The sequence below is a fragment of the Alicyclobacillus acidocaldarius subsp. acidocaldarius DSM 446 genome, from assembly GCF_000024285.1.
Lineage (GTDB): Bacteria > Bacillota > Bacilli > Alicyclobacillales > Alicyclobacillaceae > Alicyclobacillus > Alicyclobacillus acidocaldarius.
In genome coordinates, this window is sequence record NC_013205.1 from 2330812 (window position 1) to 2347762 (window position 16951).

14 protein-coding genes are annotated in these 16951 nt (G+C 59.0%); 1 reads left to right on the forward strand and 13 read right to left on the reverse strand.

The annotated features are described in order from the left end of the window. The first annotated feature begins 46 nt into the window (after positions 1 to 46). Complete coding sequence (locus AACI_RS11230) at positions 47 to 1303, forward strand: adenylosuccinate synthase (RefSeq protein ID WP_012811529.1); 1257 nt, start codon at positions 47 to 49, stop codon at positions 1301 to 1303. 59 nt (positions 1304 to 1362) lie between these two features. Here the strand turns inward: AACI_RS11230 and AACI_RS11235 are convergent, their stop codons facing one another. The 13 genes from AACI_RS11235 to AACI_RS11295 all read right to left on the reverse strand — a co-directional run bounded on the left by AACI_RS11235 (position 1363) and on the right by AACI_RS11295 (position 16757). Then, positions 1363 to 2121 (reverse strand): exodeoxyribonuclease III, encoded by a 759-nt coding sequence (locus tag AACI_RS11235; protein ID WP_012811530.1) that lies wholly within the window; start codon positions 2119 to 2121, stop codon positions 1363 to 1365. Positions 2122 to 2144: 23 nt separating this feature from the next. Continuing rightward, positions 2145 to 3347: a S41 family peptidase gene (locus tag AACI_RS11240; protein WP_012811531.1), complete on the reverse strand. Its 1203-nt coding sequence runs from the start codon at positions 3345 to 3347 to the stop codon at positions 2145 to 2147. Between the two features lie 167 nt (positions 3348 to 3514). After that, positions 3515 to 4519 (reverse strand): type I glyceraldehyde-3-phosphate dehydrogenase, encoded by a 1005-nt coding sequence (gene gap / locus AACI_RS11245; protein ID WP_008340152.1) that lies wholly within the window; start codon positions 4517 to 4519, stop codon positions 3515 to 3517. Then, positions 4497 to 5570: a sugar-binding transcriptional regulator gene (locus tag AACI_RS11250; protein WP_012811532.1), complete on the reverse strand. Its 1074-nt coding sequence runs from the start codon at positions 5568 to 5570 to the stop codon at positions 4497 to 4499. The genes gap and AACI_RS11250 overlap by 23 nt, the downstream gene beginning before the upstream one ends. A 164-nt stretch (positions 5571 to 5734) precedes the next feature. Next, positions 5735 to 6694, reverse strand: coding sequence for a type I pantothenate kinase (coaA, locus tag AACI_RS11255; RefSeq protein ID WP_012811533.1), 960 nt, complete (start codon positions 6692 to 6694; stop codon positions 5735 to 5737). 341 nt (positions 6695 to 7035) lie between these two features. Continuing rightward, positions 7036 to 7968, reverse strand: coding sequence for a ribokinase (locus AACI_RS11260; RefSeq protein ID WP_342626148.1), 933 nt, complete (start codon positions 7966 to 7968; stop codon positions 7036 to 7038). Positions 7969 to 7977: 9 nt separating this feature from the next. Then, positions 7978 to 8943 carry a D-ribose ABC transporter substrate-binding protein gene (locus tag AACI_RS11265; protein WP_012811535.1) on the reverse strand — a complete coding sequence of 322 codons (966 nt, stop codon included), beginning with the start codon at positions 8941 to 8943 and terminating at the stop codon, positions 7978 to 7980. Between the two features lie 54 nt (positions 8944 to 8997). Next, a complete protein-coding gene (locus tag AACI_RS11270; RefSeq protein ID WP_012811536.1) occupies positions 8998 to 9927 on the reverse strand; it encodes an ABC transporter permease in 930 nt (309 codons plus the stop codon). Continuing rightward, positions 9924 to 11426, reverse strand: coding sequence for a sugar ABC transporter ATP-binding protein (locus AACI_RS11275; RefSeq protein WP_012811537.1), 1503 nt, complete (start codon positions 11424 to 11426; stop codon positions 9924 to 9926). The genes AACI_RS11270 and AACI_RS11275 overlap by 4 nt, the downstream gene beginning before the upstream one ends. A 19-nt stretch (positions 11427 to 11445) precedes the next feature. Continuing rightward, positions 11446 to 11841: a D-ribose pyranase gene (rbsD, locus tag AACI_RS11280; protein WP_012811538.1), complete on the reverse strand. Its 396-nt coding sequence runs from the start codon at positions 11839 to 11841 to the stop codon at positions 11446 to 11448. A 46-nt stretch (positions 11842 to 11887) separates the two neighbouring features. Further along, on the reverse strand, positions 11888 to 12874 hold the full coding sequence (locus AACI_RS11285; protein WP_148213865.1) for a LacI family DNA-binding transcriptional regulator: 987 nt from the start codon (positions 12872 to 12874) through the stop codon (positions 11888 to 11890). Positions 12875 to 13165: 291 nt separating this feature from the next. Continuing rightward, positions 13166 to 14995, reverse strand: coding sequence for an ABC transporter ATP-binding protein (locus AACI_RS11290; RefSeq protein WP_012811540.1), 1830 nt, complete (start codon positions 14993 to 14995; stop codon positions 13166 to 13168). 1 nt (position 14996) lies between these two features. Next, the gene (locus AACI_RS11295) at positions 14997 to 16757 is read right to left on the reverse strand and encodes an ABC transporter ATP-binding protein (protein ID WP_245530791.1); all 1761 of its coding nucleotides are present in this window, start codon (positions 16755 to 16757) and stop codon (positions 14997 to 14999) included. Positions 16758 to 16951 lie beyond the last annotated feature (194 nt).

Genomic DNA, 16951 nt, shown 5'->3' on the forward strand with positions numbered 1-16951 from the left:
AAAGGTGCGTCGTACACTGGAGTTGTGTTGGAGGAGGGAACGCGCGATGTTTCATGCGGTTGTGGGCGCCCAGTATGGCGACGAAGGCAAGGGGAAAATGGTCGATTATCTGGCCGAGGAGGCGGACATCGTCGTCCGGTACCAGGGCGGCGGCAACGCGGGCCACACCATCGTCAATTCCTATGGCAAATTTGCGCTCCACCTGGTCCCCTCGGGGATCTTCCACCCGCACACGCTCTGCGTGCTCGGCGCGGGGGTGGTCGTGAACCCGCCCAAACTGGTGGAAGAGCTTACCGCGCTCGCGGAAGCCGGGATCGATACGAGGCGCATCGTCATCTCGGACCGAGCGCACATGGTGCTGCCGTATCACATCTGGCAAGACATGTGGGAAGAAGAGGCGAGATCGAAAAAGGTCGGCACGACGCTGCAAGGCATTGGCCCCGCATACCAGGACAAAGTGGGGCGATTCGGCATCCAAATGGGCGAGATGCGCGATCTCGACCGCCTGAAGGAGCGCGTGCGCTCGGCCTTTGAGGCGAAGTGCCGGCGCCTGCCGGGCCTTGAGCGCTACGGCACGTGGGAGGACGTGTGGGAGCCCATCGCCGCGGCGCGCGACGTCCTTCTTCCGTACATCACGGATACGACGCCGCTCCTGTACGAGGCCGCCAAGGCGAACAAGCACGTGCTTTTCGAGGGACAGCTCGGCATCATGCGCGATCTCGACTGGGGCGTGTACCCGTTCGTGACGTCGTCCAACCCCATTGCGGGGGCCGTGTGCAGCGGAGCCGGCGTGCCCCCCACCAAGATCGAGCGCATCACGGGCATCACCAAGGCGTACACCACGGCCGTCGGCGAAGGCCCGTTTCCGACGGAGCTCCACGACGAGTTCGGCGCCTTCCTGCGCGATCGCGGCCACGAATACGGCGCCACCACGGGGCGGCCGCGCGGCTGTGGCTGGCTCGATCTCCCAGCGCTGCGCTATGGGGCGTGGATCAACGGCTACACGGAGCTTGCGCTCATGAAGCTCGACGTCCTCTCCGGCCTCAACGAGATTCGAATTGGCATCGCCTACGATCTCGACGGCCATCGGCTCGACTGGCCGCCGGCGGCGTACGACATGGAGCGGGTGAAGCCCGTGTACGAATCGCTTGCCGGGTGGCAGGAGGACATCCGGGAGTGCCGGGCATTCGAGGATCTCCCCGAAGCTGCACGGCGATATGTGACCTTTATCGAGGAGCAGGTCGGCGTTCCCATCCGGTACGTGAGCGTCGGACCGAGCCGCGAGCAGACGATTGTGAGGTGAGGGGGAAAGTCCCCTCACCCACCAATCGCGAGCGCTTCCCCCGTGCCGACACGGTGAAGTTACAGGTCCACCTCCAACACCACCGGACAATGATCGCTTCCGAGAACGTGATCGTCGATGCGAGCGTCGAGGATGCGGTCCCGCAGTCGCTCGCTGACGAGGAAATAGTCAATCCGCCATCCGATGTTCCGCTCCCTCACGCCCGGCATGTTGGACCACCACGTGTACTTGTCCGTCACGTTCGGATGCAGCGCGCGAAAGGTGTCCACAAAACCTGCGGCGAGAAGTTCGGTCATCTTGGCCCGTTCTTCGTCGGTGAACCCCGAGTTGCCGCGATTCGACTTTGCGTTTTTGATGTCGATCTCCTCATGCGCCACGTTGAGATCCCCGCACGCGATCACGGGCTTCTCTCGGTCCAGCGCACAGAGATACGCGCAAAACGCGTCTTCCCATTCCAACCGATACGGCAGGCGCGACAGGTCCCGCTTCGCGTTCGGCGTGTACACGGTCACCACGTAGAACGACGGGAATTCGAGCGTGATGATCCGGCCCTCCGGGTCGTTGCCGTCGCCGAACCCGTAGCGAACGTCGAGAGGGGTTATGCGCGTGAACACGGCCGTGCCGGAGTAGCCCTTTCGCTCTGCATAGTTCCAGAATTGCTGGTATGCCTCGCCGATGGGAAGCTCGATCTGTCCGGCCTGCAGCTTCGTCTCCTGAATACAGAACACGTCCGCATCGGCCGACTCGAAATACGGCAGAAACGCGCCCTTGTTCACGCAGGCGCGAAGCCCATTCACGTTCCACGATACGAACCTCAACGTCGTCCCCCTCACTCAGATGCTCAACCGGTGCTTGCGAGGAGTTCGAGGGCCAGCGCCAATGCCAGATCGCGCCCCGAGGATAGGTCGTCGGGTGACATTTCGACAAACACATCAGGCCGGAGGCCGACGTTCTCGAACGCACGTCCGTCTGGAAGCGATGCGCGAATGGCGCCGACGCCCATACTGAACCCGGCGCGCTGACAGATGACAGGTTGCCCGGTCGACCCGGACGTCGTCTCACCGAGCACGATGGCTCGTTTCGTCACGAGGAGAGGCATCACGAAGTCCTCAGCCGCAGACCTGGTCGCGCGATCCACCAGAACGGCCAATCGCCCTCGAAACACGGGTTCCTCCGGTTGCTCATACGGCGGTCGCCATATGGCACCGCTGCCGTCCGGCCGAATGGAGAACTCCCCCTCTCCCGCTGATCTCAGCCACAGAAAGCCGACATCGGCGGCAAACTCCGTCCACCACGGCCACGGCCTCTCCATCAAGGCCCGAAGGAGCTTTGTGGGCGTCACTCCTCCCGAGTTCCCACGGACGTCCACCACGAGGGCATCCGCATTCGACACACGCGTCAACCAGGCGACCGCGGCCTCTTCATATGCAGGATTCGCAAAGCTGGGCACCCGAAGATATGCCACGCGATCCGGCACGAGCCACCGCGCCTCCGGCATCTCCTTGCGCGAATCAGGTCGCGTTCGATGGATCGTGACGGTGCGTCTGCGCAGGCCGTCGTCTAATTCGAGGGTCCAGAGGTCGTCGTCCAACAGGGCTGGAATGACCCGCTGCCACTCCTCTTCCCGCAGGCGCTCCTCCCGACTCCTCATATACGGACTCGCCTCTTCCATCCATTTTTCCGGCGCCCGCCCATTCAACGTGACGACGGTCGCCCCTGGCCGCAGCTCTGCGTGCGCGCTTCGGACGACGTACCAGCTACCGTCAAGCCTGCGCAGGCGCAGACCCAAGTCCCCGCGGAGATTCGACGTATCCCGGAACCAGGTGTGGCGATTGCCCAGATCCGCGACCAGCCGCTGCATCATCCGCTCAAACTCCCGGCGTGTGGAGGACCGTACGGCCTCCGCGAGGCACGCCGTATAGCGATCGTCCCACGCATCGGGCCGTATGCGGGAATCCTCCCAGTGGGCGAAATATCGCTCGACCATCGCGAACATCTTGCCAATCATCCACACGCGGTCTTCGAGGCTCACCTCGTACTCCATCCTCGGCGCCTCCCATCCCGAACCATCGTCATCTCGATATCAAGTTCGGTCAGACGCCTCGGAATCCCTCCCGCCTTAGTTGCCGTCAAGAAGGGCGAGCGCAAGGAAAGAGCCCGCGCCGTCAGTGCCATCGGGCACGGCCAGCGCGGGCTCCTGCTTCGCAAACGTCACATCTTCGACGCGATGTAGCAGGCGAGATCGACCACGCGGTTCGAGTAACCCCACTCGTTGTCGTACCAAGCGATGACCTTCACCATGTCGTCGATGATCATCGTAGACAGGCCGTCGACCGTGGACGAATGCGCGTCGCCGTTATAGTCCTTCGAGACGAGCGGAAGCTCGTTGTACGCAAGGATCCCCTTCAACGGGCCCTCCGCGGCGCGCTTCAGCGCGGCGTTCACCTCTTCGACCGTCACGGGCTTCTTCGTTTGCGCGACGAAGTCGACGAGGGACACGTTCGGCGTCGGCACGCGCATCGCCATGCCATTCAGGCGGCCCTTCAAGTGAGGCAGCACCAAGCCGACGGCCTTCGCGGCGCCGGTCGTGGTCGGAATGATGCTGAGTGCGGCGGCGCGGGCGCGGCGCAGATCGCTGTGCGGCAGGTCAAGGATGCGCTGGTCGTTCGTGTACGAGTGCACCGTCGTCATGAGGCCCTTCACGATGCCGAACTCGTCATCGATCACCTTGGCGACCGGCGCAAGGCAGTTGGTGGTGCAGGACGCGTTCGAGATCACGTGATGCTTGGCCGGATCGTACATTTCGTGGTTGACGCCCATCACGATGGTGATGTCCTCATTCTTGGCCGGCGCCGAAATGATGACCTTCTTCGCGCCGCCCTTCGTGATGTGCACCTCGGCCTTCTCGCGGTCCGTGAACAGCCCCGTCGACTCAATCACGATGTCCACGCCGATCTCGGCCCAAGGAATCGCGCCTGGATCCCGTTCCGCGAACACCTTCACCGTCTTGCCGGCGACGACGAGATCGTTGCCTTCCGCCTGCACGTCCTCGGGCAGGATGCCATGCACCGAGTCGTACTTGAGGAGCGCGGCGAGCGTCTCCGCGTTCGTGAGATCGTTCACCGCCACGATATCGATGTCCGGATTGTGAAGCGCCGCACGAAACACGTTGCGGCCAATGCGGCCGAAGCCGTTAATACCAACCTTCACTGCCATGTTCGACCCTCTCCTTGCCTGCTGGAGTTTCGAGCTGCAAGATGCGGCGCGCTGCGCCTTCATCCGTCACCAACACGTCGATTCGATAGGCGTTTGCCACACTGGCGATGGCCTGCGCTTTTTTCTGTCCGCCAGCCACCGCGATCACGACCCTCGCCCGCGCGACGTCATCGAGCCGAAGCCCAATGGTCCGCATGGCGTAGACGACCTCGCCCCGCGCATTGAAGTAATGCCCGAAGGCCTCGGCCTTCGCTTCGCGCGCCTCGAGCAGTTTGATCTCTTCCTCGGTCGCGTGGCGACGCCGGGCCATCGCCAGGGCATCCCCCACGCCGTGCACCACGACGGTCGCCTGGCGAATGATGGGCAGCCGCTCCTGAATGTACGGATCGTCCAGAAGCTGCTCGAGCGCCTTCTGCGACAGGCTGTCGGAGATCTGCAGGAGGACGGACGATCCGCCGAGTTTCGCCGCGAGCTCGGACGCAATGGTGTTCGCCTGGTAAGCGACGATCTCGCCGACCGTGCCCCTGGCGGGAACCACCGTGATCCGCTGCCGAAGAGGCTTTGCGCTCATGGCCTTCGCCACAGCTGCGACCGTGGTGCCGCCCGTCACCGCGATGATGTCCCCGTCCTGGAGCACCTCGGCGAGCACATCGCTGCCAGCCTGGCCGATGCGATCCGTCACCCAGGCGTCCTCGTCCGCATCGCCTTCCACCACGATGACGCGGGGAATGCGAAGAAGCGCAGAGACGCGCCAGGCCAAATCGGAGCGCCCCGCGATTTCCGCGACGAGCGGCTCGAGCTCACCCAAAAGCGCTTTGCCTTCCGGCGTCAGCGACACGCCGGACGAGGACGTCGCGACGAGCCCGAGTTGCTTGAGATAGTCCAGTTCGGTGCGAAGCGTGCGCTCCGACTGGCCCATGGCTTGCGCGAGAGCTCGCCGGCCGATGGGCGCGTGCGCGTCAATGCGTTGCATCACCCGCACGCGGTGTTCCATGGCTCTCACCAACTCAGGCGCGACCCGTTCAACCGCGGCCCACACCGTCCACTCCATGCCACTTCTCCTCATCGTCACTGGTCGGTCGTGTCGCCACGCCTATCGTCGGGGAGGATCTGTCGGAACGCAAGGGACATTTTTCGTCCCGTAGGATCCTCATACCGTCCCATCGCTTTCAGTGTAGCGCGTTTGCAGCGCAGGCGCAATGCGTCCCGGCCCGTTCATATCTTGCGCAGATGGACCTCCTGTACGCGGTGGTGCGCGCCTTTGGCCAGGATGAGATCCGCCCGGGATTTTGTCGGCGCAATGTTTTCGCGCAAGTTCTTCGCGTTGATCTCCTCCCAGATGCGCAGCGCCGTTGCCACGGCTTCCTCATCGGACAAATCCGCGTAACGCCGGAAGTAAGACTTGGGATCGCGGAACGCCGTCTCCCGCAGCTTCAAAAACCGATCGACGTACCAGCCGCGGATGAGGTCTTCCGGCGCATCCACATAGATGGAGAAGTCAAAGAAATCGGAGACAAAGATGGTCATCGGGCGCCCGCTCGAGGCCATGCGCGTCTGAAGCACGTTCAAGCCCTCGAGAATGAGGATGTCGGGCTGTTCCACGACGATGCGCTCCCCGCGCACAATGTCGTATTCGATGTGCGAGTAGACGGGCGCCTCGACGCGCGGTTTGCCGGATTTGATGTCCGCCAGAAATCGAATCAACCGCCGCGTGTCGTAGCTCTCTGGAAAGCCCTTTCTTTGCATCAAGCCTCGCCGTTCGAGTTCAGCGTTCGGATAGAGGAAGCCGTCGGTGGTGACGAGATCGACCTTTGGATGGTTGGGCCAGCGCGACAAGAGCGCCTGGATGATGCGGGCGGTCGTGCTCTTGCCGACGGCGACGCTGCCCGCGATGCCGATGATGTAGGGGACCTTGCGCGACTGATGGCCCAAAAACGCGTGGGTGGCCTCGTACAGGCTCTGCGTCGCGGCCACGTACAGATTGAGGAGCCTGGAGAGCGGCAGGTAGACCTCCTCGACCTCTTCCAGGGACACGCGCTCGTTCAGGCCGTGAAGCTGGGCGAGATCGTCCTCGGAGAGAAGGAGCGGCGTGGAGTCCCGGAGTCGGCTCCACTCCTCGCGCGACAGGGTCAAAAAGGGAGAAAAGCGCTCGCTGGCCTGTGCCTGATTCTGCATCATTCGCCCCCCGCAATCTGTCTCGAAGCGGATGGATGAGTCCGTCATGAACACATAAAGCCCGGCCTGTCTCGCCGGGCCAACGACAGTATACAATGTTCAATCAGTCAAAGAAAAGGAACGCCGTGCGGCCGTGCCCCGCGATGTAGCGTATGTCACCGGCGCAAGCCCACAACCAACAAGCAGCACCACAGCAGGATACCGCATCTATCCGTGAGTCCAAGGTGCTCTGTCCAACTGTCGAAGCCGAAGGCAAATAGGTTCGTAAAACGTAACTGCGACACTTTTGAATTCTAAGTGTCGCAGTCGCAAAAGGACGACCCTGGGTATATCTCTTTACTCTATGCGTGCTGCCTTAGAAACGTTTCAGTCTCTTCTCTTGTGGGGATACTGCTTTGTGCACCTCTGCGCGACACGCACAGCGCTGCCGCCGCAGCCGCCTTGCGAAGGGACAACTCCGGTGATTGCACACCGTCCCAGTCCGCTGCAAACACACCGATGAACGTATCTCCGGCGGCCGTCGTGTCTACCACTGGTACCGAAAACGCTGGGATCCGTATTACCCCAAAATCAGGTGACAAAGCCAAACTGCCGAGGTCACCCAACGTGACAATCACAAGCCCTGGTCCGATAGCCAACAGCTGCTCGGCAGCCTTTCGCGCCGACTGGTCGTCGATCACCTCAAAGCCCACGAGCATGCTCGCCTCTTTCTCATTCACGGCGATGATGTCGCGATTTGTAAGAAGTCCCGCAGGAATTCGCTCAACGGGTGCCACGTTCCAGACGACGCGCCAACCCCGTCGATGTGCGAGACGAATAGCGTGAACCACTGTAGCGCGCGGGATCTCGTTCTGAAGAAGCATTGCGGATCCTGGAGGCAATGGATCCGCCCCACACGCTCGTTCTACATCGTCCGGTGCCAACAACGCATTAGCACCTTCGCAGACAACAATTCTGTTCTGACCATCCCTCTCCACCGTGATTAATGCGACACCTGATGGTGCGTCCTTAGTGAATACACCTTCGATTCCAACTCCGGACTTCACAAGCTGCATGCAAATGGATTCTCCAAACGCGTCCCCGCCAACCGCGCCAACCATGCGCACGCGCGCTCCTTGCCGCGCGGCGGCAACGGCTTGATTGGCGCCCTTGCCGCCGCTGTACAACTGAGCGGACGCAGTCTTAACGGTCTCACCCGCTCCTGGCATGTGGTCCACCACGGCCACGATGTCCATATTGAGACTCCCCACTACCGTGATGTCCACTTCTATCACCTCGCAACCTTAGAACCCGGTGAACGGAGTGTTCTTCTCAACTAGATGCAGCGGTGAATTCACCTGCTTCGGAACCTTTTCGCCTTCGACGAGTTTCACCGCATATTCCACTCCCAATATGCCCTCTTGCACCGGCTGTTGAGCAATATCCGCGTACAAGAGGCCCTTATGGACGTCATTCACAGCCTCCTTTTCGCCATCGATCCCAACAATTTTGATGTTGTGCTTTCCGGCTTCCTGAATCGCCTTTAATGCACCAAGCGCCATTTCGTCATTTTGTGCAAACACACCTTGAATATTTGGATGAGCCTGTAAAATATTCTGCATGACATTCAGCGCTTGACTGCGATCGAAATTTGCTGTTTGGCGTGCCACAACGCGAATACCAGGTGCCTTTCCGATTTCTTCATCAAACCCTTTTTCCCGATCGGCTTCTGCAGAAGTTCCGATCACACCTTGCAATTCGACGACCTGGCCCTTGCCTCCTAGCGCTTTGATCAATTCATCAGCAGCCATCTTGCCCGCTTCCACACTGTTCGATGCGATGAAACATGCCACATTGCCCTTCGTCACACTGCGGTCGAGCGTAATGACAGGGATGTGCGCGCGATTTGCTTGTTCCACTGCCGTCGACAAGCTCTGGCTGTCGGTCGGGTTCAAAATAATCGCGTTGACGTGCTGTTGGATAAGATCTTCCACTTGGTTTAACTGTGTTGCAGGATCGTTGTTGCCGTTCAGGATCGTGACCTGAACACCCAATTTTTTAGCCTCTTCCTGAACTCCGTTTGACATTGCAACGAAGAATGGATTGTTTAGGGTCGATACTGCAAATCCCAGCTTGATTGGCTTCGTACTTGCTGTCCCGGTGTTCGAAAGATTTGTTTTCTGTGAACCTGTTGACACGGACGTACCACATCCGGCCAGTACGCCTGCCGCTACGACACCTACTGCCAACATCGCTGTCCAACGCTTCATGTTCAAATACCCCCATCAAAATGTTTGAATTATATGAGATGGTGCAAATGCACCTTATCTCCCTTCGGATCTCTTACGGTCCAACATGATGGCGATCAGAATAACGAGGCCCTTGACAGCATCTTGATAGAAGGAACTTACATTTAACAAGTTCAGACCGTTGTCAATGACACCGAGAATCAGCGCGCCGATGATGGTCCCGACTAAAGTCCCCTCACCGCCGAAAAGACTAGTTCCACCGAGTACGACGGCCGTGATTGCATCGAGCTCGTAACCTTGCCCTGCGGTCGGTTCGGCAGTTGCAAGACGAGAAGTGAGAATGAGGCCAGCCAGTGCCGCTAAAATACCACTGACCACATAGACCGCCACCAGATATCGCTTGGCGCGAACCCCCGCCAAGTACGCAACTTTCTCGTTTCCTCCAATGGCATAAATCCTTCTGCCTGCCACAGTGCGCGAGAGAACCATCCATGCGATAAGGAACACGATCATCGTGATCCAGACGGGGACAGGAACTCCTAGAACCGCCCCGTTCCCGAGCCCGTTAAAGGAATAAGGCAGGTTAAAAATGGGTTGACCGTTCGTATAAATTTCGGTTAAACCACGAAACAACGTCATCGTTCCAAGTGTGACGATGAAGGGCGCAAGACGTGCATAGGCCACGAGGACACCATTGAACGCTCCGGCGATGGCTCCAATGCATAACGCAGATATGCCTGCCAGCCATGGACTTGTACCGCCCACCATCCACTGTGCCGCGATGGCCGATGTCAGTGCCAGCGTGGATCCTACCGACAGGTCAATTCCGGCCGTTAGGATCACAAACGTCATCCCGATGGCCAAGAGCGCATTCACGGATGTTTGCAACGCAATGTCCAACAGGTTACTCGCAGTGAAGAACTGCCGAGATGCTACAGCCAGGATGAGAATGAGCAAAACCAACCCGAGAAGAGGGCCCAACCGATACCTGCGAAACCAAGTCATGCTTGCGCACCCTGCCTTCCAGCTACGAGAGTCATGAAAATTTCCTGTGTCATTTGATCGCCTGTGAGTTCGCCTGCCACGGTCCGATCACGCAAAACATACACCCTGTCACACATACCGAGAAGTTCCGGCAAGTCGGATGAAACCATCAAGATGCCTTTGCCACGAACCTTCATCTCATTCATCAGCTGGTAAATCTCTTGTTTAGCTCCTACATCCACCCCGCGTGTTGGTTCATCAAGCACCAACAGTTTCGGGTCGAGAGCCAACCATTTCGCAAACACTACCTTTTGTTGATTGCCTCCGCTGAGATTCACAACTGGCTGTTCGGTGGAATGAACGCGAATCGCAAGGCGCTTCACCCAATGCTCAGCAAATTTTCGTTCCTGCTTGCCCAGTACAAATCCGAACCGATGTCTAGAAGACAGACTAGGCAACGCGAGATTAAACCGCACAGAAAACGGAAGCAAAAGACCGTCATCTTTTCGATCTTCAGTGACAAATGCCACTCCGTGGGCCATGGCATCTCGAGGGCCGCGAAATCTTACCTCACGACCGAACATGAGCATCTTCCCCGACAGCACTCGGTCCACTCCTGAAATGGCCCGTGCGAGCTCTGTACGCCCCGCTCCCATCATTCCTCCCAGACCGACAATTTCGCCACTTCGCACAGTGATAGAGATGGGATGCGGAAGTGCTCTCGTTTTTACATCCTTCAGCTCCAGAATCACATCACCAGGATGGCTTTTGACCTTAGGGTATCGATTTTCCACACTTCGCCCGACCATCCGCTCAACGAGTACATCCTCACTCACAGCCCGCATCGAGTACGTTCCCACGCTCATGCCATCGCGCAACACCGTCACCCTGTCGGCAATGGCGAACAATTCCTCAAGTCGATGGGAGATGTAGATGACACCGACTTCATGACGTTTCAAATCGCGAATGATTTCAAACAGCCTGCGCGTCTCTTTGTCCGTGAGGGCAGCGGTTGGTTCATCCATAATGAGAAAGCGGACTTCTTGTTGTAAAGCTCGAGCGATTTCAACTAATTGCCGCTCTCCAATGCCGAGCACCGAAACCGGCGTACTAGGATCTCGGTCAAGCCCGACCCGATCGAGTAGTTCGCGAACCCTGGACCGCAAACGAGAGTACTGAATCCAACCGATAGCGTTTCGAAATTCGTCTTCATAACCGATAAGAAGGTTTTCCTCAATCGACAGGTTCGGAAACAAGTTGAGTTCCTGGTGAATAATCGTGATGCCAGCACGCCTCGAATCCAAGACCCCGCGGAATTTTTGCGGAGCACCGTCGATGAGAATTTCGCCGGCATCGGGGTGATACACTCCTGCGAGCGTTTTCATCAAAGTTGATTTTCCAGCTCCGTTCTCACCCAGAAGAGCGTGAACTTCACCACCTTCCACCGATAAGTTCACCTTGCGCAGGACTTGTACTCCCGAGAAAGATTTTTCGATTTCTCTCATCTCGAGGCGAGGCACACCCGTCCCTCCCATCGTGTTATGAAAATGCAACACCTGCGACAAAGATCACATTTGCGTAGGGCGTCCATTCTCCTGTTCTCACCACTGAACGAACGTTACGTAAAGTTTGCTTAAAGTCTGAGTGAGGAATAAATTTACCTAACACTCCCGCGCGTTCCCGCAAGTGATCAACCACACCGGAGCCACGGATGGCTAGTTCGTTTGCGACAATAAAGTCCTCTACGACAAGCTCAGTTAGAATGGTGTCGCATACGTCGAGGAATGAAGGCATACCCGGCTTGATCGCAAGGTCCACGAGCTCAATCCCTGGCGGAATAGGCAATCCACAGTCCGCGACCGCAATGAGTTCGCCATGTCCGAGTTCCGCAATGATCTGCGATAGACGCCCATGCAGTATACCCGACCGCTTCATCGTCGTAGCCCCCTATGGTAACGTTTCCACATACCTAATAAGCTTCTCAAACGCTATTTCTCGATGGACACTTCAAACTAGAGTCCCGGACAACAAGCTTCGGTTCGAACTTAACCTTGCGAGCACTCTGACCTGAGTTGGTGACAAACTGCTCAAGCAGCAAATCGAAGGCTGACACGCCCATCTGATATGAAGGCTGATGAACGGTCGTAAGTGAAGGACTCACATACCCCGCAGACGGAATATTGTCATAACCTACAATCGCCACTTCATGAGGAACCTGAACTCCAAGCTTTACTGCGGCTTGCAAAACGCCTATTGCCATTAAATCATTGGCTGCAAAAATCCCATCAGGTCGTTGGGAGCCCTCGAGTATCATCGTTGCAATTTCAAACCCTGAAGCGAAGCGAAAATCTCCTTCGTACACTATCGCTACAAGCCCAGCTTGAGATATGGCCTGTTCATATCCCTTCCGTCTTTCCTGAGCCGACGGAGAATCACTCGGTCCGGCGATATGGACGATCTTTGAGCATCCCATCTTCAATAAGTGCTCAACTACCAGTGCAGCACCCTGACGATTGTCCGTCCACACTGACCACCTAAATTCAGATGAACGACGATCCACAATGACCAGCGGTGTATCGCCAACAGCAGCTTCAATCACCCGACTGTCACTTCGGCTTCCCACGATGACGATTCCGTCAACCCATCGTCCCTTAAGAAGATCGATGTACATCAGTTCGCGTTCAGATTTCCAATCCGAGTTACATAGAAGAACCGAATACCCCTCGGCAATTGCGGCGTCTTCGACACCTCGTGCCATCTCCGAAAAGAAGGGGTTTGCGACATCCGGGATGAGCAAGCCAATCGTCGACGTCCGACGACTGACTAGTCCGCGCGCAATTCGATTGGGTTGGTAGTTGAGCTCCTTCATAGCAAGAAGTACCTTACGCTCTGTATCTTCCCCTACGTAACCACTTCCATTGATGACTCTAGAAACCGTAGAAACAGAAACTCCTGCTTTGCGAGCCACATCTCGAATCGTGACCAAAACTAATCACCGTTTGTGATCTGAATTTGAGGTAACGTTTTCACATCGTTACTCATTATTATATCAGAAAACGCTTCCAAAGGCAATAGGGCGCGATCACTCAGCTAAAATCGAACCGAAAGGGGAATGGCTCACTCAATTCAAATTCTTACCGAAAGATGCGTGCATGCGAATGTCTCTTATTTCTTGTCGCGAATATCTTGAAGTGATGCGCGCCTGGTACGTGCAACAACAATCCCTACTCAAACCTTCTACGCTCCGTGCGGCCGAACGTCATCCTTCCATCATGCTTCGGTACTGCGCCTGCACGAGCTTGTAGTAGGCGCCGCGGCGGCGCATGAGGTCATCGTGCCGGCCGCGTTCGACGATGCGACCGCCGTCAAACACGAGAATTTGATCCGCCTCGCGAATCGTGGACAGCCGGTGCGCGACGACAAACGAAGTCCGCCCTTGGAGGAGCACCTTGAGCGCCCGCTGAATGAGGTGCTCGGTGTAGGTGTCGATGCTCGCCGTGGCCTCGTCGAGAATGAGAATCCTGGGATCGGCGAGGATGGCTCGCGCAAATGAGATGAGCTGACGCTGCCCCTGGGACAGCCGAGTCCCGCGCTCCTGGACCTCGGTGAAGTAACCGTCCGGGAGGCGACGGATGAACTCATCCGCGTACACGGCCTTGGCGGCCGCAATGCACTCCTCGTCCGTCGCATTCGGTCGGCCGTAGCGGATGTTGTCCATGAGCGTCCCGGAGAAGAGGAACGTCTCCTGCAGCACCATGCCCATCTGTCGGCGCAGGCTGGCGAGCGAAACGGAGCGGAGGTCGTGCCCGTCAATTCGGATCTCGCCCGAGGTCGGATCGTAGAAGCGAGCGAGCAGGTTGACCACCGTGGATTTGCCGGCGCCCGTGTGGCCGACGAGCGCGATGGTCTCGCCCGGGCGCGCGACGAACGAGACGTCCTCGATGGCGGGGCGGGACGGCTGGTAGGCGAAGGTGACATGGCAGAACTCGACGTGCCCCCGCACAGGCGGCAGCTCCCGCACGACGCCGCGGTCCGTCACCGTCGGCCGGGTGTCGAGATATTGGAAAATGCGCTCCGACGACGCCATCGCGACGAGTACCTGGTTGTACAGTTGCCCGAGCTGACTGATGGGCGTCCAAAAGCTGCCCAGATAGTTCGCGAACGCGACGAGAAGCCCCACGGTGACCACGCCCGTGTGCACGAGATGAACGCCGTACCAGAAGAGCAGCGCCGATCCAAGGGCACCGGTGAGATCCACCAACGGACCGAACGGGATGCTGAACCGCTGCGCGCGCAGGAAGGTCCGCATGTAATCGCGGTTCATGTCCTCGAAGAATCGCTGGTTTTCGTCCGCGCGGACGTACGCCTCCGTCACCCGCATGCCCTGAATGGCTTCCGCCAGGTGCGCATTCAGGCGACTCAGGCGCAGGCGGACCTGCTGCCAGGCGCGGCGGATTTGAACGGTCAGCCGCAGCGACAGGACGAACATGAACGGCACGACGACGAGCGCGACCGTCGCGAGCTGCCAGTTGAGCGAGAACATGATGGCGATGATGCCAATCAACGTGAACACGTTCGTGATCGAATTGATGACGCCGTTGGTAAATAGGTCCTGAAGCGAATTCACGTCGTTCAGGATGCGGACCAGGATGGAGCCCGCGGGGCGCGCATCGAAGAAGTCGGATGACAGCCCCTGCACGTGGACAAACAGCTCATCGCGCAAACGCTGAATGACGCGCTGCCCGAGTCGGTTGGTGAGGTCGATCCGGCAGAACGACGCGGCGAAGTTGAGGAGATACAGCGCGACGAGCGCCGCCGCATACTCGAACAGCACGTGCGAATGGCGACCGCCGACGAGCGCGTCGACCGCTGGGCCCACCAGATACGGCGCGAGCAGCGTCACGACGAGATTGCCGCCCGTCGCGAGAAGCGCAAACGCAATGAGCTTCGGATAGGGCCGCATGTAGGAGGCGAGCCGCAGGATGAGCGACAGCTGCAGCTTTTTCTCGAGCGCCTCATCGTCTCGGTAGATAAACGGTGCCCGAAGGAGCGCCTCGCCACTGCCTTGAACGTCTTGCTTCAACGCCATCTCAGCGCTCTCCTTCCGCCATACAAGGGTTTGCGAACTGGCGCAAGGCCTCGAGATCGCGGAACTGCATGTCGTAGATCTGGCGGTACAGGCCGCCGAGATCGAGAAGCTCTTGGTGTCGGCCCCGCTCGACGATCCGGCCGCCGTCGAGCACGAGGATCTCGTCCGCGTCTTTCACGGCGTTCAGGCGCTGGGCGATGAGGAACGTCGTGGCGCGCCCCGTTCGTGCGGCGAGGCGCTTTTGAATCACTTCCTCGGTCTCCATGTCGACGGCGCTCGTCGCGTCGTCCAGGATGAGAATGCGAGGCTCGGGCACGAGCGCGCGGGCGATGGAAACGCGCTGCCGCTGGCCGCCGGAAAGGCCGAGCCCCCGCTCTCCTACGAGCGTGAGATACCCGTCAGGCAGCCGATGGATGAACTCGGCCGCGTCCGCCACTTCGCTTGCCTCTTGCACCCGAGCCATGTCCGCGCCCGGGCGCCCGTAGGCGATGTTGGCAAAGATAGTCGTGGAGAAGAGGAACGCCTCCTGAAAGACGAAGCCGACCTGCCGCCGCAGGGACTCCCGCTTCCATTGGCGCACGTCGACGCCGTCCACGAGGACCGCCCCTTCGTCCACATCCCGGAAGCGGGGAATGAGCGAGACGAGCGTGGACTTGCCGCTCCCCGTGAGGCCGACAATCGCGAGGGTCTGGCCGGGCCGCGCGGTGAACGTGATATCGCGCAACACGTATTCGCCGCCGAGCTTCACGCTCACGCCGCGAAACTCGACGAGTCCCTCCATCGGGCGGTCCACCTCCTCGCGAGAAGCGTCGAGATCGTCCTCCTGCTCGAGGATCTCAAGGAGGCGAGCGCCGGCGGCAGTGGCTTGGGTCCAGTTATTCAGGAAAAAGCCGAGCTGCGACATGGGCCAGATCATGTACCAGATGAGCGAGAGAAAGGCGACGAGATCGCCGAGATTCATGTGGCCCGACATCACGAGCCACCCGCCGACGAGGAGAATGAGCACGACGCCGAGATTCCCGGTCAGTTCGATGGCGGGAAAGAAGGCGCGCCACAGCCGCGTCGCGCGGATGTTGGCGTCGTAATACGCCTGATTGCGCTCCCGGAATTTGTCGATCTCGTGCGCCTCGCGCGCGAAGGACTTCACGGTGCGAACGCCCATCAGGCTCTCCTGCACGCCCGAATTGAGTCGGCCGAGGGTCTGGCGGATGGTCATGAAGACGGGGCCAATCTTCTTGTCGAAGCGGATGGCCGTCGCGGCGAGCACGGGAATGACAATGGAAAGGAGGAGCGCGAGCCGGACGTCGAGCGTGAGCATCATGCCGATGCTGAACACGATGGTCAGAAATAAGTTCATAAGGTTGTTGATGCCAAACGCGAAAAACATGCGGAAGGCGTCGAGATCGGCCGTGAGGCGAGACATGAGGTCGCCCGTGTGGATCTCGTCGTAAAACCGAAACGGCAGGTGGTTGAGCTTGCGGTAGAGCTCGTTGCGCAGATCGAAGGCTGTGCGCGCGCCGAACACCTGCGCCAGGTACGCCTGCGTGAAGTTGCAGACGCCCTTGACGAGGGACGCGAGGAGGATGGCCGCCGAGAGCGGGAGCAGGAGATCCTCCCGGTGCCCGAGGATCACGCGATTGACGATGGCCTTTAAGAGATACGGGTACGCGAGCTGCAAGAGGGCCGTCAGAACGAGGAAGCCGAGGCTCACCCACAGGAGCGACAGGTACGGCCGATAAAAGCGAGATAATCGTCGGTACACGCCAGCCAAATCTGGTCTCTCCCCTTTTCGCGGCCGGAGCCGGATCAGTCGCACGCCAGACATTGAATCACAGTCCGGCGCAAAACGGGATGCCGAATCTGGTTATCTTTTTCCGAATGTGGCTGGCGCGTAAAGACCGCCGATGAGGACCAGAACGAACACATCGCTCCCATTGCGACCGCAGGCTGACATGC

What these genes read in the sequence shown, in the direction of transcription:
- AACI_RS11230 (WP_012811529.1), top strand. Translation starts at nt 47, where the DNA reads ATGTTTCATGCGGTTGTGGGCGCCCAGTATGGCGACGAAGGCAAGGGG.
- AACI_RS11240 (WP_012811531.1), bottom strand. Translation starts at nt 3,347, where the DNA reads ATGGAGTACGAGGTGAGCCTCGAAGACCGCGTGTGGATGATTGGCAAG.
- gap (WP_008340152.1), bottom strand. Translation starts at nt 4,519, where the DNA reads ATGGCAGTGAAGGTTGGTATTAACGGCTTCGGCCGCATTGGCCGCAAC.
- AACI_RS11250 (WP_012811532.1), bottom strand. Translation starts at nt 5,570, where the DNA reads ATGGAGTGGACGGTGTGGGCCGCGGTTGAACGGGTCGCGCCTGAGTTG.
- coaA (WP_012811533.1), bottom strand. Translation starts at nt 6,694, where the DNA reads ATGCAGAATCAGGCACAGGCCAGCGAGCGCTTTTCTCCCTTTTTGACC.
- AACI_RS11265 (WP_012811535.1), bottom strand. Translation starts at nt 8,943, where the DNA reads ATGAAGCGTTGGACAGCGATGTTGGCAGTAGGTGTCGTAGCGGCAGGC.
- AACI_RS11270 (WP_012811536.1), bottom strand. Translation starts at nt 9,927, where the DNA reads ATGACTTGGTTTCGCAGGTATCGGTTGGGCCCTCTTCTCGGGTTGGTT.
- rbsD (WP_012811538.1), bottom strand. Translation starts at nt 11,841, where the DNA reads ATGAAGCGGTCGGGTATACTGCATGGGCGTCTATCGCAGATCATTGCG.
- AACI_RS11290 (WP_012811540.1), bottom strand. Translation starts at nt 14,995, where the DNA reads ATGGCGTTGAAGCAAGACGTTCAAGGCAGTGGCGAGGCGCTCCTTCGG.